The following is an 18,225-nucleotide window of genomic DNA, read 5'->3' on the forward strand; positions in this document are numbered from 1 at the left end:
GCGTCCATCGATGAGCGGCAAAGGCAATTGCTATGACGACTTCGCGGTCGAGACGTTCTTCAAATCCCTGAAGGCAGAACTGATCTGGCGGCAGAAATGGCCAACCAGGCGTCAGGCGGAGGCTGCCATCTTCCAGTACATTAATGGCTTCTACAACACCCGGAGGCGCCATTCATATCTGGGTGGCATCAGCCCGCTCGCATTCGAAGCCAAAGTGGCATAGTGAGATAGGTGACCGGCACAAAACCGTTACAAGTCCAATCATCGTCCAATTCCTGAAAGAAAACAGCAAGGCCAGGATCGGTCATCGTAATTCATTCTGCTCCAAATATCTCCATTTCCATGCTCCCAATGCATTCCCCTTACTGGATTCCCGGGTGACGGCAGCGCTGCGCGAGCGGAAGCAAGAGGGCATGTTCAAGGCGCCACAAAGGAATGGCGGGCCGACGGGGAGCTATGCGTCACATTGTCGCAATCTGATTGCCTATGCGGAGGCAAACCATGACCCGGAGCGTTGGACACCGCGTACAGTGGACGGTGATCTGTATCCATATAAAGTGGCCGACACACTGAAATCGCCCTGAAAACGATACTCCATAAACGACTGGACTAGCGCGACAAGCTGAGCATTGTTGTCGCTAGTAAGTCGCCGCTCGAGCCTCGTGGTTCAGCGGCTCGGGTCAGTGCAAGGCCGGATGGTCCGGCCCGCACAGGAGACCCGTAATGACCACGAAGAAGACGACCGCCCGCAAGACCAAATCTGCTACCGTCAATCGCATGCTGCGCCGAAAGAATGGCGCGACCCTTGCCGAGATCGAGAGCGCGACATGCTGGAAGCCGCATAGTTGCCGTGCCTTCCTGAGCGGAGTGCGCAGGAAAGGTACCGCGATCCTAAAGCAAACCCGATCGGATGGTCAGCTGGCCTACAGGATCGCGGCGGAGGCCAGATCATGCAGGGCCTGAACATCGATGACCTGATGACCATGTCTCCACCAGAGCTTCGCGCCGCATGGCGTGAACATTTCAGGAAGCCTGCACCGGAAATTGGACCCGACCTGCTTCGCCGTGGGCTGGCCTGGCGGGTCCAGGCTCGTATTAACGGCGGCCTGACGACTTCAACGCGGAAGGCGGTCGAGAAGGCGCAGGAGCAGCTCGCGCGGACAGGCTCAGTCGCCTCACCCCGTGATCTTGCGATCAAACCCGGGACAAGGCTGGTCAGAGAATGGCATGGCAAGACCTATCACGTGCTCGTGCTTGATAATGGCTTCGAGCATGAGGGGCGTCATTACGAAAGCCTTTCGCAGATCGCTCGAGCCATTACCGGAGCGCATTGGTCTGGCCCGCGCTTCTTTGGATTGAAGAGACAAAGATCAGCCAAACCTCGGGCCAACACCAATGGCTGAGAAGAAGCGCTGCGCGATCTATACCCGTAAGTCCACCGAGGAAGGTCTGGAGCAGGACTTCAACAGCCTCGATGCGCAACGAGAGGCCTGTGCTGCCTTTATCCTGAGCCAGGCAGCCGAAGGCTGGGAACAGGTTTGCGAGCTCTATGATGACGGCGGCTGGTCAGGCGGCAACATGGATCGTCCAGCGCTCGGACAGCTGCTGGCAGATATCGAGGCCGGCAAGGTCGATGTCATCGTGGTCTACAAGGTCGACCGTCTGACCCGAAGCCTCGCCGATTTCGCAAAGATCGTCGAGATCCTCGATGAGAAGGGAGCTTCCTTTGTCAGTGTCACTCAGGCGTTCAATACAACAAACTCAATGGGGCGCCTGACACTCAATGTCCTGTTGTCCTTCGCCCAGTTCGAACGCGAGGTCACCGGAGAGCGGATCAGGGACAAGATCGCGGCATCAAAGCAAAAGGGCATGTGGATGGGTGGACCGGTCCCGCTCGGATATCGGCTGGAAGACCGCAAACTAGTCATCGAGCCTTCCGAAGCGAAGACCGTTCGCATGATCTTTGGCCGTTATGTCGAACTTCGATCAATGCCGAAGCTGGTCGAGGATCTGGCAGCTAAAGGTGTTCGCACCAAGCAGAGGACATATAGGAGCGGCAAGATCGTCGGAGGCATACCGTTCGGCAAGGGCATGCTCGGGAACTTCCTAAAAAACCCGCTCTACACTGGCCGGGTCAAACACAAAGATCAGATATACGACGGCGAACACGAGGCGATCATCCCGGTCGAACTCTTCGAGCAGGTACAGCAGATCTTCAAGGAGAACGGTCAGGAATGGAGGCTGGGCAGGAAAGCGAAGAACCCGAGCCTGCTGACGTCTCTTATCACTGATCCGGATGGGCGACCCATGACACCGGAGCATTCGGCGAAAGGGAGCAGACGCTATCGCTACTATGTGACCCGCTACAAACCTGGCGAGAAGACCGCGGCGCCCTGGCGTGTGCCTGCTGGCGACCTTGATCGTGCTGCGATCCGGCTCTTCGGCCAGTGGCTGCAAAGCGCTAGCAGCGATGAAGCCGACGACATCGTTGCTCGAAAGGCACTGGCGGACCGGCTTGGAAGCCAGACCATCTTTGAACAACGTCAGGCGCTCCTCGATCTTGATATGAGGTTCGAGCTGGGTGCCGAAGCTCTTCGTATCTTGGACAAATGTGGGAAAAACGAACTATCACTTCCTGCACGGATCGTCACTCACGGCCCGGAGAAGAGGCTGGCAATTCCGCCAGAAGGCTCCAACACAAGTTCCGCGCCTGATCCGGCCCTGATGAGGCTGGTCGCTCAGGCCATGGCGGCCCAGCGGATGGTACTCAAGGGCACCGAAGATCCAGGCGTTGCAGGCTACAGCAAGCGATATCTCTGGCAGCTTCTGAGAATCAGCTGGCTCGCTCCTGACATCATCTCCGCGATAGTCGAAGGCCGGCACCCGGCCGGGCTGACCGGGCGAAGACTTCTTCGCGCAGCACAGCTACCTCTGAAATGGTCTGAGCAGCGCGAGTTTCTCGAGTTCTCCTGAGCCCGATACCTCTAAAAATGAATCTGCAACTGGTGGCTGGGTTTTCGGGGGTTAGAGAACCGCCTGGAGATTTGCGCAGACTGGCGGTGTCAGAGACGCTTCCAGGCACCCGGTTACAGAAGGCGAGCACGACAAGCGCCGGAATTGTCGGGACAATACCAGTTCACCGAACCTTCTATAAGGTATTGATATAAAAGAAAATAATAGGTGGTGCCGCTTACGTGACTCGAACACGTGACCCCATCATTACGAATGATGTGCTCTACCAACTGAGCTAAAGCGGCACATTCTCGCGTTTGAGATGTGGAGGCCCGAGCCGGAATCGAACCGGCGTACAAGGATTTGCAGTCCTCTGCGTCACCACTCCGCCATCGGGCCTCATCCCAACCCTTTCGGGCGCGGACGCGGCCAACTAGCGATTCGCGAACATATTGGCAATCATATTGATAGGTGACGTTAGGTCAGGCTGGACGAACGCAGGCAAAGCCGACAGGAAGCTCACCATGTCTGTCCAATCGTTTCTTGCCCCGATCACCGGTCAAACCGCGGTGATTGATTTGCCCGATGCTGAAAACTGGATGCAGGGGCGTACGCTCTATGGCGGTGCTTCGGCACTAATTGCCTACACTTATGCAATTCGCGCTTTCACCGATCTACCACCGCTGAGAGCAGCACAAGTCGGCTTTGTTGCTCCTGTTGGAGGTAGAGTGGAACTTCAAGCAGAGATCGTACGACAAGGGCGCAGCGTCACGCAATTGCGAAGCGAACTCTATCAGGATGGCGCTTTGGCGCTTACGGCGTTCTTTCTTTTTGCTGAGCCAAGGAAGCCAAATGCGCTCTACCCGACCAGGAAACCGTCTGACTTTCCACCCCCTGCGGAAGAAAGCGAAGACGTGATGTCGGACAAGGGACCCAACTTCCTTCGCAACAATTTCGAGATTCGCCGAGCGCAGAATGTGAGTGGACCAGGCGAACCGGTTGTCAGACGCTGGGCCCGGCTCAAGAATCGCGAAGAACTGGATCCTATCAGCGAGCTTATCTTGCTGGGCGATGTATTGCCTCCTGGTGCGATGCGGGCGATGCAGCGGCAGGGTCCGATCAGTTCAATCAACTGGTCATTCAATCTGCTGGAAACCAATCCGCAGACTGAAGATGGCTGGTGGGTGTCGGAGAACGCCAGTCAGCACGCCAACAATGGGTATTCATCTGAACGCTTGCGGCTTTGGAACAGCGAAGGTCAGCAGGTTATCGACGGTCTGCAATCGGTTGCGATCTTCGGATAAGAGTTCGCCGCCCTCTTAAACATCCTCAAATTTCGGTGTGCGCTTTTCCATTCCGGCCATGACCGCCTCTACCTGATTCTTAGAGCGCTTGATCGCGTGCTGCTCTAGGCTTTCTTCCATGAGTATTGCGTCAGTACCGAGTTCAACCATCCCGGCATGAAGCCGTTTTGCAGCACGGATCGCATGCGGGTTGCGATTGGCAATTTCGTCCGCGAGCGCAGTAGCTTTTTCGAGCGGATCGCTATCGATATGCGTGGCCAGACCAAATCCCTGCGCCTCTGTTCCGCTAAATTCGCGATTGGTATAAACCAATTCACGCAGCACATCATCGCGCACCAATCCACGCCACAAAGCGTACCCTCCCATGTCGGGGACCAGTCCCCACTTCAATTCCATGATTGCCATACGAGTGTCTGGATGAACAATGCGGATGTCCGCTCCGCTGGCAATCTGCAAGCCGCCTCCAAAGCATACCCCATGAACCGCAGCAATTACGGGAACAGGGAGCTTGCGCCATTGCATGGCGACCTGCTGTGGTCGGTTAGCATTGCCATGCGTACGATCAGTCAACTCTGGCTCATCCGGCGATGGCTTGCGAGCAAAGTTAGAAAGATCAAGGCCTGCGCAAAATGCGCGACCTTCGCCGGAAAGTACAACAACCCTAAGGCCTTTCATTTTATGAAGAGCCTGGCCGGCCTCGATAATCGCTTCGAACATGTCCGGATCGAGTGCGTTCATCTTGTCTGCTCGGGTCAGCCGGACCTGCGCAACTCCATCATCGCCTAACGCGATGGCTACCCTATCTCTAAACTGCATTTGCGCCTCGCTTTATTGAATTGTGCGGAAAGTGGCGCAAGTGCTGCAGAGTGTCCAGTATGAGTCCGTCCAACTATCTAATGTGCAGCACGAAAAACCTACGATCAATTAGTTTTCAAACAGACTCGTCAGCCATTCCTTCTCCCTCACGTTGCGAGCGAGCGCGGCAAAGTACGACAGTATCTAAAAGATGCACGCCGGTTTCGGATCAAAGGCTGGTGAGTCCGGTTAAGTTTGGCTAAGCGGCCGAACTGTTAATACCCAAAGAGTTGAAATATCTCTTTATATTACGGGCAGCCTGCCGGAGTCTTTGCTCGTTCTCGACCATCGCGATTCGCACAAAACCCTCTCCTTTCTCACCGTATCCCACGCCCGCAGCAACTGCGACCTTTGCCTCGGTCAACAATTGCTTGGAGAATTCCAAACTCCCCATGTGAGCCAGAGCCGGCGGCAGAGGTGCCCAGGCGAACATCGATGCAGCAGGCGAGGGAATCTCCCACCCGGCGCGCGCAAACGCGTCTACCATGACATCGCGCCGCTTGTGATAGAGCTGACGATTGGTTTCGACGATATCTTGCGGTCCGTTAAGTGCGGCACAGGCTGCTGCCTGGATCGGCGTGAAAGCGCCATAGTCAAGATAGCTCTTCACCCGTGTCATCGCCGCAATCAGCTGCTGATTTCCGACTGCAAAACCCATCCGCCAACCAGCCATAGAATACGTCTTTGACATGCTGGTGAATTCGATCGCGACATCCTTCGCGCCCTTCACCTGCATGATCGACGGCGTCGGTTTGCCGTCATAATACAACTCGGAATAGGCCAAATCGGACAATATCCAGACTTCATTGTCGCGCGCCCAATCAACCAGTCTCTCATAAAAAGCGAGATCCACAACTTCGGCAGTCGGGTTGGATGGATAGTTCACCACCAACAAACTGGGACGCGGCACTGTATAATTCATCGCGCTTTCCAGCGCGGCCCAGTATTGCTCATCGGGCGTGGTCGGCACGCTTCTAATTGTCGCTCCGGCAATGATGAAGCCGAAGGTGTGGATCGGATATGATGGGTTTGGCGCGAGGACCACGTCACCAGGCGCCGTGATCGCATTGGCCAAACTAGCAAGACCTTCCTTTGATCCCATTGTGACGACAACTTCACGCTCGGGATCGAGCTCCACCCCGAACCGACGCCCGTAGTAATTGGCCTGTGCCTTGCGCAGCCCAGGAATACCCTTTGACTGTGAGTATCCGTGGGCGTCCGGTTTCTTAGCCACTTCGCACAGCTTCTCGATCACATGTGCAGGCGGCGGCTGGTCAGGATTACCCATGCCCAGATCAATGATGTCCTCACCACCCTGACGCGCCGCATGCCGCATCGCATTCACTTCTGCGATGACGTAAGGTGGCAAGCGCTTCATGCGGTAGAAGTCAGTGTCCATCTGGTGCCTTTCTTTAGACCCGGACCAACCTTGGGCGGATCGATGCATACGAAACTACGGTAATAGTAGTCGAACTGAAAAAGCAATCCAGCTATACCGTACCGCAACAAGACTTTTGAAAGATATCATCGATGGCAAACGACCCGAAAGACTTTCTTAAGGACAGCGGCGAACCCTTTCGCGCCTTTTTTGATATGCAGGGCGAAGCGATGCGCGAGATGATGGGCGAGTTCGGCATGCCAGGCATGGAGAATAGCGCTAAGCTAACAGGTGATGCCGGAGAATTCGCTCAAGTTGCTCGCGAGATTCAATCGATGTGGTTTGAATTCATGGCGGATCGCACGCAAGGCGCGGGCTCTGGGTCCAATCCGTTCGATCCAGCACAATGGCTAACGCTGGCGCAAGGCATGGCAAAACAGATGCCGACGGACCCGATTGAGACCGCTCAGAAGATGGCGAAGGATTCCATGGAGATCTGGCAGGGTGTGCTGGGCAGTTTCATTGGCGGGGTCACTGGAGAGAACAAGCCTGAAGTTGACCCTCTGCCGCGCAAGGACAGGCGCTTTGCCGCAGAAGAATGGCGCGCGCATCCAGCGTTTGCCTTGCTTCACCAGACCTATCTGATGATGGCCGAATACTTCGTCGGCGCTGCCAAGCAGGTCGAAGGTATTGCTCCGGAAAAGCGCAAGCAGCTCGAGTTCGCAACCACGGCACTGGTGGACGCGATGAGCCCGGACAACTTTATCCTGACCAATCCGGTCGTGCTCAAGCGCACCATCGAGACCAAGGGTCAAAATCTGCTGAAGGGCATGCGCCACCTTATCAATGATCTTAAAAAGGGGCAGCTAACTCACACCGATGCCGAAGCCTTCGAGTTGGGCGTCAATCTGGCAGCGACGCCCGGAAAGGTAGTGCACGAAACGCCGCTCTACCAGCTTGTCCAGTATAGTCCGTCTACGGATGAGGTTTTCGCCACCCCTTTGATCATCTTCCCTCCGTGGATCAATCGTTTCTACATCCTCGATCTGACAGCCAAGAAGAGCTTCATCAAATGGGCTGTGGATCAAGGCATCACAGTGTTCGTAGTGAGCTGGAAGTCAGCCGATGCGTCAATGAAAGATGTCGTGTGGGATGACTACATCCGCGCGCAAATCGATGCGATTGATACCGCGCGAGAGCGGTTGAAGGCACCAAGCGTTCACACCATTGGCTACTGCGTTGCAGGGACGACCCTCGCAGCGACTTTGGCTGTGCTGGCGAAACGCGGCGAGGCAGACAAGGTCAAGAGCGCAACCTTCTTCACCGCTCAGGTGGATTTCGAAAAGGCTGGCGAACTTAAGCATTTCATCAATGACAACCAGCTGGACATGATCTCGAGCCTGTCCAGCGATGGGTATCTTGATGGACGCTATCTGGCGGCAACCTTCAATTCGCTGCGCGGCAAGGACCTGATCTGGAATTATGTTGTCAACAACTACCTGTTGGGTGAGGATTACCCGGCCTTCGACCTGCTGCACTGGAACGGGGATGTAACTAACCTACCAAGCAAATGGCATGCGGATTATCTGCGTGACCTCTATCGCGACAACAAGCTGGTCGTGCCAGAGGCATTGAGCGCTGATGGAACACCGATTGACCTGACCGAGGTTAAAACGCCAAGCTACATCCAGGCTGGTCGGGAAGATCACATTGCTCCAGCAAAGAGCGTTTGGAAGGCGACTGAGCATTTCAAAGGATCAGTTACCTTTCTGCTAGCAGGGTCCGGCCATATTGCCGGTGTCGTCAATCCCCCGGCCGCTAGCAAATACCAATACTGGACCGGCGACAGCCGGGCCGGTTCGCTTGAAGACTTTATAGATGGCGCAACCGAGCACCCTGGCAGTTGGTGGCCACATTGGTTCGAGTGGCTGCAAGAGCAAGACAACAGAAAAGTGCCCGCAAAGGGCAAGCGAATACCTGGCGCCAAAGGTGATAAAGTTATCGAGGACGCGCCTGGCCGCTATGTAAAGACGCGCTAACTAGCTGTTTTGAAACACCGTTTCGATTTATTGTGCAGTGCACCAAAAACGCTTGACTTCGCAGTTGCGATATCTATTTTGTGCGGTGCAACATAAAGCGAGGTTACCATGGCCAACGAAGCCAAAGCAAAAATCGATGCAGCCGCTGAAAAGGCCTATGCCGAAGCAGCTGCCAAAGAAGGTGTAAGCACGAAAGCGGTCGAGAAAGCCGTTGAAGCTGACGCACCAAAAGCAAAAGCAAAGCCTGCTGCGATCAAGAAAGTAGTAAAGGCTCCGGCTAAGAAGAAGCCGGCAAAGAAGGCTGCGCCAAAGAAAGTTGCAGCCAAGAAAGCTGCACCAAAGAAAGTTAAAGCTGCTGTCAAAAAGGCCGCAAAGCCAACCAACGCAATCGCACAAGCAAAGGACACCATCATGGCGACTGCTAAAAAAGCACAGAACACCGATTTCACCAAGACTGCCAAAGAAGCTTTGGCTGACGTACAGACACGCGCAAAGACTGTTTTCGCGAAGACTGGCGAGCTAGCTTCAGAAGTGACCGAATTCAACAAGGGCAACGTTGAAGCTGTTGTTGAGTCAGGCAAGATCTTCTTCGCTGGCATGCAGGACATGGGCCGCCAGCAAGTTGCTGCAACAAAGTCTGTGGTCAAAACCGTTCAAGGCGACTTCAAGAAGGTTGCTGCTGTCAAGTCACCGACCGAGCTGGTCCAACTTCAAGGCGAACTCGCACGTCGTAACTTCGACGCTGCTGTGTCTTTCGGTTCAAAGAACACCGAAGCACTCGTCAAGCTGTACAATGACGCTTTCGCGCCGCTTTCGAGCCGCATGAGCGTTGCTGCCGAGAAGCTCAAGAAGGCCGCTTAAGTCTTTTACGCTTCCAGGTTTTCTAGCCGGGGTCTCTCTCCTCTCCCAAATCCCGGCGGAAACAATGAAGAGCCGGTCAGACCATCTGCGTCTGGCCGGTTCTTTTCGTTTCGGGCAACAGCTTCATAGGCTGGAGATATCCCACAAGCGTCCGTAGCAATGCGATGCCACCCATATTCATAACTTGCGAATTCCCATTCGCTTACGATATTGGCCGCTCGATGAACCATGCAATATCCCGATCCCTGCCGTTGAGTGGCTCCTCCATGAGCGGAAACATGCGCCCGTTCTTGATAGCGAGCGACATGGCCGGGGCCGGCGATGACGATGCCGATTCTGACATTGACGTCGGCATCGCGACCAAGACCAAGGCAAAGCCCAAGAAGCCCAGCCAATACAAAGTTCTGCTGCTCAATGATGACTACACACCGATGGAGTTTGTGGTCATGGTGCTGAAGCGTTTCTTTGGCATGGACCTGGAACAGGCCACTCGCGTGATGCTGCACGTCCATCAAAAGGGCGTGGGTGTCTGCGGCGTTTTTCCCTACGAGGTTGCGGAAACCAAAGTGAACCAGGTCATGGACTTCGCGCGGCAGAACCAGCACCCGCTTCAATGTACGCTGGAGAAAGACTGAATCTCTTTTGCCCGCCCCTTAGCTTTGAGGCATGACCGCGCTCGAATTTGTCGCTAGAGGTTAAGTATCAGGCAATCGGACAAGCGACACAGAAGCAAACGTGCTCAAATTTCTGCCCAGCATTGATCGATATATTCTTCGGCTAGTGGTTTTCCCGATGCTGGGTGTTTTTGCGCTAGCAGCATCGCTGCTACTACTCGACAAAATGTTGCGATTGTTCGATTTTGTCGCGGTCGAAGGCGGGCCAATCTATGTCGTTTTCAAAATGCTGGGCGCACTGATCCCGGAATACGCCAGCCTCGCAATTCCTCTTGGATGCCTTCTGGGAATCCTCCTCGCCTTCCGGAAGCTTGCGGTTTCAAGCGAACTCGACGTTCTGCGCGCCGTCGGCATGGGTTACGGGCGTCTATTGCGGGTACCCTATTTTATCACCCTCGTATTGGTGGCCGTAAACGTCGCTTTGGTATTCTATATTCAACCGATCAGCCGATATTACTACGAGCAGATGGAGTATGAGCTGCGCTCTGGCGCACTCGGCGCGTCAATCAAGGTTGGCGAATTCACAACTTTGCAAGACCGCATGGCATTGCGGATCGAGGAAAGCGAAGACGAAGGCAGGCGCTTGAAAGGCATATTTGCCCGCGTCGCAAACGAGAAGGGCCAGGTGCTGTCCATCTCCGCACGTGAAGGTGCGTTCATGGCAACTAGCGACAGCCCGGACACGATCATCCTGCGGTTGACCGATGGGACAATTGTACAAGACACGGGCAGCCGCACACCACGAGTTCTCAGCTTTACCAGACATGACCTGCCAATCGACTTGCCTCGGATCGAGGAATTCCGCGAACGCGGAGATGCCGAGCGCGAGTATATTCTACCCGAATTGTTGAGCATCGGCTGGAGCGACACCGAACCGATCGAGGCCCGGGCAGCAAGTCAGGCAAGTTTCAACTTCCGCCTGGTCGAGATCGTAATGATGCTGCTTATGCCACTTCTGGCGGTTGCACTCGCCATACCCCCTAAACGTTCGACAAGCGCGCTTGGAGTATTTTTGTCGATCATCATGGTCGTCTCCTATCACAAGGTGAACCAGTACGGAGAGGACATCGCTTCGCTTGGGCGGGTCGATCCAATCTTGGCGCTATGGGGACCATTTGTGGCCTTTGCCGCGCTTATCCTCTGGATGTACTGGCGGGTGGCCTATGTCCCCGGTGGTCAAGCCATCGGTGCCCTTGAAACAGCGACAACAAAAGCAGGCAAAGCGATCAAGAAACTTTTCAAACGGCGACACTCCCGGCAAATCATTGCTGCCGAAGCAGCCCCGGCGGAATAGAACACAGCCACGATGCAACTCGATTTTTTCCCTTCCCGGACACTAACGATCTACCTCGCAAAGATGTTCATCGTACGCATCATCGCTGTGCTGGTGATGCTTGTGCTTGTTTTGATGATGCTTGATCTCCTCTCGACCAGCGGAGACATCCTTGCGGTCGAAGGCAACGGCCAGGCTCAACTGCTCACCTATGCCAGTTTGCGGATACCGCAGCTTGTTTCGCGATTCCTGCCCTATTCAGTCTTGCTGGCGACGCTGATCACTCTGGTGACTTTGAACCAAAACAGCGAAGTGATTTCGATGAAAGCAGCAGGGCTTTCCGCGCATCAAGTGCTTGCACCGCTTCTGCTCACCGCTGCACTCGTCTCTGTAGTCAGCTTCGTATTCAACGAGCGCGTTGTGACCCGCTCGACAGCTACGCTCAAAACTTGGGATGCCGCCGAATATGGTGTGATCCCCGAAGATTCCGGTGTTCGTGCGAACGTCTATCTTACCGATGGCGACAGCGTGCTATCCGCAGCCAGCCTCACGGGCTCTCGCGACACCATTCGCATGCGTGATGTGACTTGGTACGAGCGCAGCGAAACGGGCATGATCCTGACACAGGTTCGAGCGCCCATCGCAACCTACGCGGCACCCGGTTGGAAGCTCGAACAAGCGGTACAGTTCGATGTCGGCACAGCCCAGTCAAGCGAGCCCTCTGACATGACAGTGGGCCAAAGCCTTACCCCGGATGATATCGAGCTCGACATTGTCGATCCCGACACAAAGCCATTCTGGGAGCTTTCTGAGTCAATCGAAGCATATGAAGCGGTCGGACGTCGCACTGCCGAGCTGCGCGCAAAATGGTGGCACAAGCTGTCCGGCCCATTGTCTGCATTCCTGATGCCTTTACTGGGGGCGGTCGCAGCCTTTGGCTTGGCTCGTTCAGGCCAACTGTTTGTGCGCGCCATTATCGGAATGGCGCTCGGCTTCGCCTATTTCGTGATCGACAATGCGGCACTCGCGATGGGCAGCTTTGGCGGATATCCGCCATTCCTTGCCGCCTGGGCGCCATTCTTCCTGTTCTTGCTGGTAGGTGAGACTGTCCTCATCAGAACCGAGGAATGACCGGCCGCGATTGGACGTTGCGTTTGGCGCGGCCAGACGATGCGGAGTCTATGCCAGCGATTGAGCGTGCTGCGGCAGAAAAGTTTCGTGGAGTTCGCGACTTAATCAATGTTGATTTTGACGATGTTTGGGAACCAGACGAACTGCGACCACTGATCCGCAAGGGACACTGCCTGGTCGCGCATGTCGGCGAAGAAATGGCGGGTTTCCTCGTTAATCAACCCTTCAGCCGAGAGCTGCACATCTGGGAAATGGATGTGCATCCGGATTATCAGGGGCGCGGGATTGGCGCAGGCCTAATCCGTGCGTGCCAGATCGATGCGCACAATGCAGGGTTCAAAGCGGTTACGCTGACCACGTTTCGCGATGTACCCTGGAACGGGCCATTCTATGCGCGGCTAGGGTTCGAAGAAGTCACTGCGCTTGATGCGCACCCGAGGCTAGCAAGCGAGCTTGCGCTGGAGGTCGACAACGGTCTGCCCGCTGATCGCCGCTGCGCCATGATCCATTTCCTTGGCTAACCGGCGATTAGGGAGCGCGGCCGACGCCCATTGTGCTTCGCGCGATACGGCCGACTAGCTCGATCATCCCGCTATGGTTCGCCCCGTCATAGGTCGAATTATCGCCCAGTTCCTTGCGCAAACGGCGGTGCGCCTCGGGCAGGTCGTGATACGGCATAGAGGGCATAAGATGATGCAAAGCGTGGTAGCGAAGGCCGACAGGTGCCCAAATCTCTGCTGCCAGGCCAGGTGGCGGAACGTTTACGCTGTCAAGAAACTGCGCAGTGACTGTCATCGGTTCGCCATCATTTTCCCAAAGATGCGCCACCAGAGTTCTCAGCTGGTTTATGACCGCGGTCAGCGACGCAACACAAAGTGCAATCAGCAATGGTTGCCAGCCGAGCACAGAAATGCTGCCGATCAACGTCCATGCCCACACAAATCCGCCTATCTCTTGCCAGCGCACGCGCTTCGCCAAATTGCCTTCGGCTGGCTTGCGGCGAAATTCAGGGTTGATCATCAGCGCCGAAGCCTGCTCCCACACCATCTTTCGCAACGGCCGGATGACAACGCCGAGCGGAAGTAAGGCCGCAAAGCGCAATAGCAAGCCAATAGGCGCCAACAATGCAACCAGAACGAAAGCAGGCAAGCTCCAAGGCTTCATCAAGGCTAGTGGGAGATACTCCGGATCCTCGACCGTGCCATATTGCGTACGCTTGTGATGAAGTGTGTGCACACCTTCGTACATGAAGCTTGGCACCAGCATGGGGATGCCAACCATCAGGTTCCATGCAGCACGGAAACCCGGCAATGCATTGCGGTGAATGTGCGTCAACTCATGGATAAACATCAGCGCGCGATAAAGCGCGAGCGCCGAGATAATACCGAATGCAATCGCGGTGGTAACTGAATCGGCGAGGATCGCAGCCGCCAAGGTTCCGTATCCGATGCCGGCCGACAGGATCATGTCAGGCCAATAGATGCCCGGTTTCGCTTCGCCTAAATCCTTTGTGAGGTCGCGTGCAGCGCGCAGCATATCCTTGTCATCGCTTTCGATGAATTGCGCGCGCGTCGCCCTAGCTCTTTCAGCTCGCGGGGCGGTGGAAGGGTTGAGGGCTTTTTCCATCAAAATCTCATTTCGATTGGCCTTTACCCTATAACTGGGCCTGAGGACAAACTGGATGTGTTGGCAAGAGTGATCGAATGACTTGCTTAAGCGGCGTTCTCTGACCACACATTGCCGAAAGCCAATCAATACGGGGCAAGGGCGTGACACACAGCGATATAGTGATCGAGCATGTGCGGGACAAGAAAGGCCGCGCTGCCTTTGTTGATGTAGGCAATGCCTTCTCCGCACGTGTTCCCAATTCTGTTCCGCAATTACGTGGCGAGCAAATCGAACTGATTACCCCAGGCAAGAACCCCTTTTTCGGCCACGCTCGGGCACAGCTCTTCATCGCCAAAGTGAATGGAAAACCTGTTGGGCGTATCTCCGCTCATATCGATGAACTGGCGCTTCAAGTTCCCAAGGAACAAGGCTTTGGTCCGGGCACAGGCATGTTCGGCTACTTTGACGCAGACAGCGAGGCGGTGGCTCATGCGCTTCTCGCTGAAGCTGAAAAATGGCTTCTTAGCGAAGAAATGACGAGGGTTCTTGGTCCAATCTCCATGTCGATATGGGAAGAACCAGGCTTGCTAGTTCGCGGGCAGGATCATCCACCCATGATCATGATGGGGCATCATCCGGCCCATTATCGTGGCTGGATTGAAAGCTACGGTTTCACGACAGCAAAGACCTTGCTGACCTATGACCTTCCGGTTGACCGCGAGTTTCCGCCATTGATCCAGCGCATAGTGAAATCGGGCGAGCGCAATAGCCGCATCACTGTCCGTCAGGTGGTGAAGAAGCGCTGGGATTCAGAAGCGGCAATCATCCTGTCGATCCTGAACGACGCATGGTCCGGCAATTGGGGATTTGTCCCGTTCACAGCCGATGAGATTGCTTACGCAGGCAAGAAGCTGCGCCCGATCATCTTTGAACCGCTCAACATGATCGCAGAGCTGGATGGCGAACCGGTTGCATTCTTGCTGACATTTCCAGACATCAATCAGGTGCTCGCCAAGATCAACGGCAAGCTATTCCCGTTTGGCTGGTTCCATATGCTTCGCTGGTTGCATTTCCCCAAAGGCTCCGGAATGCGCGTTCCCTTGATGGGCGTGAAGAAGGAGCTCCACAATTCACGCATGGCAAGCCAGCTGGCCTTTATGATGATCGATCAGATCCGCAGAACAGCGGATGAATTGTATGAATCGAAGCGCGGAGAAGTTGGCTGGATTCTGGATGACAACAAAGGGATGGTAGCCATTGCAGATGCGATCAATAGCAAGATCAACCGTGAGTACATCGTCTTCGGCAAAGACCTAATATGAAAAAAGGCCTCCGTCTGGGATGACGGAGGCCCTTGGAAAATATCACCAGCCGTTTGGACGGGAGGGGGGTCTCGGCGGTGACAACGTAGAAATGACCAAACTCGGATGCGGTTCCCCCCAGACACGAAAAATTTCAAAATTTTTTCCATGAGCTCAAATCGCGTCCGAAGAAACGCCATTGAGCGCCATAATGGACAAAAATCACTGCTCTGCTATCGCGCTGCATTCTGCGCGGAGTTAACCGCTTAGAAATTGATTTCCAAAGGGAAGTTTCAACATGTCGATTAGCGCTCAAATCGCCGCCAATTTGCCCTACCTGAGACGCTATGCTCGCGCGCTGACCGGATCCCAGGAAAGCGGCGACAAGTTCGTTCGCGCAACCTTGGAGGCTGCCCTAGCTGACGAAGCGTTAAAGGCCAGCATGGCTGAAGGCCGTGTACCCTTGTACCGGGCTTTCACCACCCTTTGGCGGAGCGCGACCTCCGGAACAAGCGACACGAACAGAGCTTCTGGACTGCATGAGGGCAACGCGCAGGCGCGGCTCAGTTCGATTACGCCGCTCAACCGACAGGCACTGCTGCTGACAACACTGGAAGAGTTTCAGCCGCATCAAGTCGGCGAAATTCTCGGTGTCTCGGGAGAAGAGGTGAGCACTCTGGTCGAAGAAGCCATAACAGAGATTGACCGCGAAGCATCGACCAGTGTGCTGATCATCGAAGACGAACCTTTGATTTCCATGCAGCTAGAGGACTTGGTGAAGTCCTTGGGACACGAGGTATTCGCCACCGCGGCGACACGCACCCAAGCACAGGAAGCCGTATCCAATGGCAAGCCGGGACTGGTTCTGGCCGACATACAGCTGGCCGACGGATCTTCAGGTCTCGATGCTGTCGATGACATTCTTGAACTGGGCGATGTGCCAGTGGTGTTTATCACCGCCTATCCAGAAAGGCTGCTTACAGGAGACAGGCCTGAGCCGACCTACCTGGTGACAAAGCCATTCCGCGAGCAGACCGTGCGCTCGACAATGAGTCAGGCGTTATTCTTCAACTCGAGCAAGCCAATCAGCTAGTCAGTCCGAAAGGCGCGCTAACCTCTCTCTGATCTGAAATTCGCGGCGAACCCGCAACGGTACGCGCAGGGTGCAGCTCACGCCTTCAGGATCGAAGCGAATTGCGACAGGTTGGCGCAGCTCATGCGCTACGATTTTCTGGATCAGATCCGTACCGAACCCCGGCGTACGCTCAGCGGCTACCTCCGGTCCACCTCGTTCTACCCAGTCAACAACGACCAGTTCTTCTCCCTCGCTCCTCCAATTGATGGAAACCCTGCCGCCTTGCTGACTTAGCGCACCGTATTTTGCGGCATTAGTGGCCAGCTCATGAATTGCCAGTCCCAGGGAAAGCGCATCGTTCGGAGCAAGCTCAATATCAGGGCCGTCCATCACAACCTCATTGCCGCCGCCGCTATATGGGGCAAGCTCAGCCTTGACGACTGAACGAAGCGGAGTGGTGCCCCATTCCGATTGCGTCAAGAGATCATGCGTTGCGGAAAGCGCGCGAACGCGGCCCTCAAGGCTGTCGGCGAAATCATTAAGGCTGGTGGTCCTCCGACGCGTGAGCGAAATGATTGAAATGATACTGGCCAATGTATTTTTGACACGATGATTAAGCTCACGGGTCAAAGAATTGCGGATTGAATTCTGTTCCTCGAAGAATGTCAGCGCCACCTCGTCTTCGATCACTTGCCGCGTAACCAGACGCGCAAGCAAAAGCAGTAAGCTCGCCAATGCCAAACCAAACAGCAATGTTGCCATGGAAAGTGGAGACAAGCTGCCTGCTCGCGCAGATTGAATCTCAACCACAAAGGGCCTGCTTCCAACTTCAACCTGTTCGGCGATCGTCACTCCAGACGAAAAAGCGGGAGCATTCTGCGCCAACAGATTGGCGCTCTCCGGTGGGCCGTCGAACAAGCGCGCACCCATTTGGCGGTGCACCGAATGTTCCATCGCCGTGCCCAAGAAATACTGCGCGTCAAACGGACTAAAGATGAAACCCTTCAACCGTCGCGCTTCGATCGGGCCATCAAAAACGGGCATGAACAACAGAAAGCCAATTCTTGTTGTCTCTTCGTATTGGTTCAACACCACTCTTGCGGTCGCAGTTGGCCGAACCATTCGGGCCGCTTCGTCCATCGCCGCACGCCTGACGGGATCAGAATAGAGATCATAACCCAGCTGCGCCCGAGTCTCCTCACTATCGGGTTTCAAAAACGTGACCGGTACCAATCTTGTTTCATTCGAGCCAGATTCGCGGATAACTTTGTAATCGAACCCTTTTTCCGCACTGATCGCATTTTCGAATGCCTCTACCTGACCTACAGTGATGACTTCGGCCCAGCCAATCCCTTCAGAACCTCTTGCGTTGGAATCGAGCCGCAATTGGCTCGAAAACGTCCGGAACATTGGCAAGCGCACGTCGTCTGCCGCAGCAAACAGAGCGGATCCCGCCCGAAGATACGCTTCAGTCGTGCTGCTTCTGCGGTCCAGCTCCGCAACGAGTGTCTGCGCAACCTCACGCATGATCACACGCTCGCGCTGATCTTCGCTTGATTCGATCACAACTACTGCCACGCTTGTAATCACGGCAACGATCAAGAAAATCAGAAGCGGTACGGCTCGAGGATAGCGCACAAGCCATTGGCTCACGCGGTTCACCCGCGGCTTGTATCGCAAATTCTCCGCCGTATCGTGCATCGCTGGCAATGGTTCTAACCTATTCCTCGGGGAACAAAAGAGCTAAGGCATCGTTCCCAAGCTTGAGTGGTGG

The 18,225-nt window shown here is 55.1% G+C and carries 16 protein-coding genes, 2 tRNA genes and 1 pseudogene; 13 read left to right on the forward strand and 6 right to left on the reverse strand.

The window, feature by feature from the left end; translation table 11 throughout:
- Positions 1-7: 7 nt before the first annotated feature.
- From QQX03_RS11145 to QQX03_RS11160, 4 genes and pseudogenes are all read left to right on the forward strand, one after another.
- A pseudogene (locus QQX03_RS11145) lies at positions 8-223 on the forward strand (IS3 family transposase); the annotation flags it as partial.
- Between the two features lie 500 nt (positions 224-723).
- A complete protein-coding gene (locus QQX03_RS11150; RefSeq protein ID WP_285975788.1) occupies positions 724-963 on the forward strand; it encodes a DUF3489 domain-containing protein in 240 nt (79 codons plus the stop codon).
- Positions 951-1,403, forward strand: coding sequence for a DUF2924 domain-containing protein (locus QQX03_RS11155; RefSeq protein ID WP_285975789.1), 453 nt, complete (start codon positions 951-953; stop codon positions 1,401-1,403). The genes QQX03_RS11150 and QQX03_RS11155 overlap by 13 nt, the downstream gene beginning before the upstream one ends.
- Positions 1,396-2,973 carry a recombinase family protein gene (locus QQX03_RS11160; protein ID WP_285975790.1) on the forward strand — a complete coding sequence of 526 codons (1,578 nt, stop codon included), beginning with the start codon at positions 1,396-1,398 and terminating at the stop codon, positions 2,971-2,973. Before QQX03_RS11155 ends, QQX03_RS11160 begins: the two co-directional genes overlap by 8 nt.
- Before the next feature lie 208 nt (positions 2,974-3,181).
- On the opposite strand, the gene QQX03_RS11165 is transcribed toward QQX03_RS11160, so the two are convergent.
- Positions 3,182-3,257, reverse strand: a tRNA-Thr gene (locus tag QQX03_RS11165).
- Between the two features lie 20 nt (positions 3,258-3,277).
- A tRNA-Cys gene (locus tag QQX03_RS11170) sits at positions 3,278-3,351 on the reverse strand.
- A gap of 125 nt (positions 3,352-3,476) precedes the next feature.
- On the opposite strand from QQX03_RS11170, the gene QQX03_RS11175 reads away from it, so the two are divergent.
- Positions 3,477-4,256 carry a thioesterase family protein gene (locus tag QQX03_RS11175; RefSeq protein ID WP_285975791.1) on the forward strand — a complete coding sequence of 260 codons (780 nt, stop codon included), beginning with the start codon at positions 3,477-3,479 and terminating at the stop codon, positions 4,254-4,256.
- A gap of 15 nt (positions 4,257-4,271) precedes the next feature.
- On the opposite strand, the gene QQX03_RS11180 is transcribed toward QQX03_RS11175, so the two are convergent.
- Both QQX03_RS11180 and QQX03_RS11185 read right to left on the reverse strand, forming a co-directional pair.
- Positions 4,272-5,072, reverse strand: a complete 801-nt coding sequence (locus QQX03_RS11180; protein ID WP_285975792.1) for a crotonase/enoyl-CoA hydratase family protein — start codon at positions 5,070-5,072, stop codon at positions 4,272-4,274.
- A gap of 238 nt (positions 5,073-5,310) precedes the next feature.
- Positions 5,311-6,510 (reverse strand): LL-diaminopimelate aminotransferase, encoded by a 1,200-nt coding sequence (locus QQX03_RS11185; protein ID WP_285975793.1) that lies wholly within the window; start codon positions 6,508-6,510, stop codon positions 5,311-5,313.
- Between the two features lie 131 nt (positions 6,511-6,641).
- Between QQX03_RS11185 and QQX03_RS11190 the strand changes: the two genes are divergently transcribed.
- The 6 genes from QQX03_RS11190 to QQX03_RS11215 all read left to right on the forward strand — a co-directional run bounded on the left by QQX03_RS11190 (position 6,642) and on the right by QQX03_RS11215 (position 12,988).
- Positions 6,642-8,528 carry a PHA/PHB synthase family protein gene (locus QQX03_RS11190; protein ID WP_285975794.1) on the forward strand — a complete coding sequence of 629 codons (1,887 nt, stop codon included), beginning with the start codon at positions 6,642-6,644 and terminating at the stop codon, positions 8,526-8,528.
- Positions 8,529-8,636: 108 nt separating this feature from the next.
- Positions 8,637-9,389 (forward strand): phasin family protein, encoded by a 753-nt coding sequence (locus QQX03_RS11195; RefSeq protein WP_285975795.1) that lies wholly within the window; start codon positions 8,637-8,639, stop codon positions 9,387-9,389.
- A gap of 305 nt (positions 9,390-9,694) precedes the next feature.
- Entirely contained in the window at positions 9,695-10,024 is a 330-nt protein-coding gene (gene clpS, locus QQX03_RS11200) for an ATP-dependent Clp protease adapter ClpS (protein ID WP_285977018.1), read from the forward strand.
- 157 nt (positions 10,025-10,181) lie between these two features.
- Positions 10,182-11,357 carry an LptF/LptG family permease gene (locus QQX03_RS11205; protein WP_432762827.1) on the forward strand — a complete coding sequence of 392 codons (1,176 nt, stop codon included), beginning with the start codon at positions 10,182-10,184 and terminating at the stop codon, positions 11,355-11,357.
- A 12-nt stretch (positions 11,358-11,369) separates the two neighbouring features.
- A complete protein-coding gene (gene lptG, locus QQX03_RS11210; RefSeq protein ID WP_285975797.1) occupies positions 11,370-12,467 on the forward strand; it encodes an LPS export ABC transporter permease LptG in 1,098 nt (365 codons plus the stop codon).
- Positions 12,464-12,988 carry a GNAT family N-acetyltransferase gene (locus QQX03_RS11215; RefSeq protein ID WP_285975798.1) on the forward strand — a complete coding sequence of 175 codons (525 nt, stop codon included), beginning with the start codon at positions 12,464-12,466 and terminating at the stop codon, positions 12,986-12,988. The genes lptG and QQX03_RS11215 overlap by 4 nt, the downstream gene beginning before the upstream one ends.
- Before the next feature lie 7 nt (positions 12,989-12,995).
- Here the strand turns inward: QQX03_RS11215 and QQX03_RS11220 are convergent, their stop codons facing one another.
- Positions 12,996-14,093: a fatty acid desaturase family protein gene (locus QQX03_RS11220; RefSeq protein ID WP_285975799.1), complete on the reverse strand. Its 1,098-nt coding sequence runs from the start codon at positions 14,091-14,093 to the stop codon at positions 12,996-12,998.
- 143 nt (positions 14,094-14,236) lie between these two features.
- Between QQX03_RS11220 and QQX03_RS11225 the strand changes: the two genes are divergently transcribed.
- Together QQX03_RS11225 and QQX03_RS11230 are read left to right on the forward strand one after the other, a co-directional pair.
- Positions 14,237-15,397 (forward strand): N-acetyltransferase, encoded by a 1,161-nt coding sequence (locus QQX03_RS11225; protein ID WP_285975800.1) that lies wholly within the window; start codon positions 14,237-14,239, stop codon positions 15,395-15,397.
- A gap of 277 nt (positions 15,398-15,674) precedes the next feature.
- The gene (locus QQX03_RS11230) at positions 15,675-16,469 is read left to right on the forward strand and encodes a response regulator (protein ID WP_285975801.1); all 795 of its coding nucleotides are present in this window, start codon (positions 15,675-15,677) and stop codon (positions 16,467-16,469) included.
- Here QQX03_RS11230 and QQX03_RS11235 read toward each other — a convergent pair whose 3' ends face one another.
- The gene (locus QQX03_RS11235; RefSeq protein WP_285975802.1) at positions 16,470-18,104 is read right to left on the reverse strand and encodes a CHASE domain-containing protein; all 1,635 of its coding nucleotides are present in this window, start codon (positions 18,102-18,104) and stop codon (positions 16,470-16,472) included.
- Positions 18,105-18,225 lie beyond the last annotated feature (121 nt).

The organism is Altererythrobacter rubellus (genome assembly GCF_030284385.1).
In the GTDB taxonomy this organism is placed as follows: Bacteria; Pseudomonadota; Alphaproteobacteria; order Sphingomonadales; family Sphingomonadaceae; genus Erythrobacter; species Erythrobacter rubellus.

Bases quoted from the DNA above. Each gene is read 5' to 3' on its own strand.
- QQX03_RS11150 (WP_285975788.1), top strand. From the start codon at position 724: ATGACCACGAAGAAGACGACCGCCCGCAAGACCAAATCTGCTACCGTC.
- QQX03_RS11155 (WP_285975789.1), top strand. From the start codon at position 951: ATGCAGGGCCTGAACATCGATGACCTGATGACCATGTCTCCACCAGAG.
- QQX03_RS11160 (WP_285975790.1), top strand. From the start codon at position 1,396: ATGGCTGAGAAGAAGCGCTGCGCGATCTATACCCGTAAGTCCACCGAG.
- QQX03_RS11175 (WP_285975791.1), top strand. From the start codon at position 3,477: ATGTCTGTCCAATCGTTTCTTGCCCCGATCACCGGTCAAACCGCGGTG.
- QQX03_RS11180 (WP_285975792.1), bottom strand. From the start codon at position 5,072: ATGCAGTTTAGAGATAGGGTAGCCATCGCGTTAGGCGATGATGGAGTT.
- QQX03_RS11185 (WP_285975793.1), bottom strand. From the start codon at position 6,510: ATGGACACTGACTTCTACCGCATGAAGCGCTTGCCACCTTACGTCATC.
- QQX03_RS11190 (WP_285975794.1), top strand. From the start codon at position 6,642: ATGGCAAACGACCCGAAAGACTTTCTTAAGGACAGCGGCGAACCCTTT.
- QQX03_RS11195 (WP_285975795.1), top strand. From the start codon at position 8,637: ATGGCCAACGAAGCCAAAGCAAAAATCGATGCAGCCGCTGAAAAGGCC.
- clpS (WP_285977018.1), top strand. From the start codon at position 9,695: ATGGCCGGGGCCGGCGATGACGATGCCGATTCTGACATTGACGTCGGC.
- QQX03_RS11205 (WP_432762827.1), top strand. From the start codon at position 10,182: ATGCTGGGTGTTTTTGCGCTAGCAGCATCGCTGCTACTACTCGACAAA.
- lptG (WP_285975797.1), top strand. From the start codon at position 11,370: ATGCAACTCGATTTTTTCCCTTCCCGGACACTAACGATCTACCTCGCA.
- QQX03_RS11215 (WP_285975798.1), top strand. From the start codon at position 12,464: ATGACCGGCCGCGATTGGACGTTGCGTTTGGCGCGGCCAGACGATGCG.
- QQX03_RS11220 (WP_285975799.1), bottom strand. From the start codon at position 14,093: ATGGAAAAAGCCCTCAACCCTTCCACCGCCCCGCGAGCTGAAAGAGCT.
- QQX03_RS11230 (WP_285975801.1), top strand. From the start codon at position 15,675: ATGTCGATTAGCGCTCAAATCGCCGCCAATTTGCCCTACCTGAGACGC.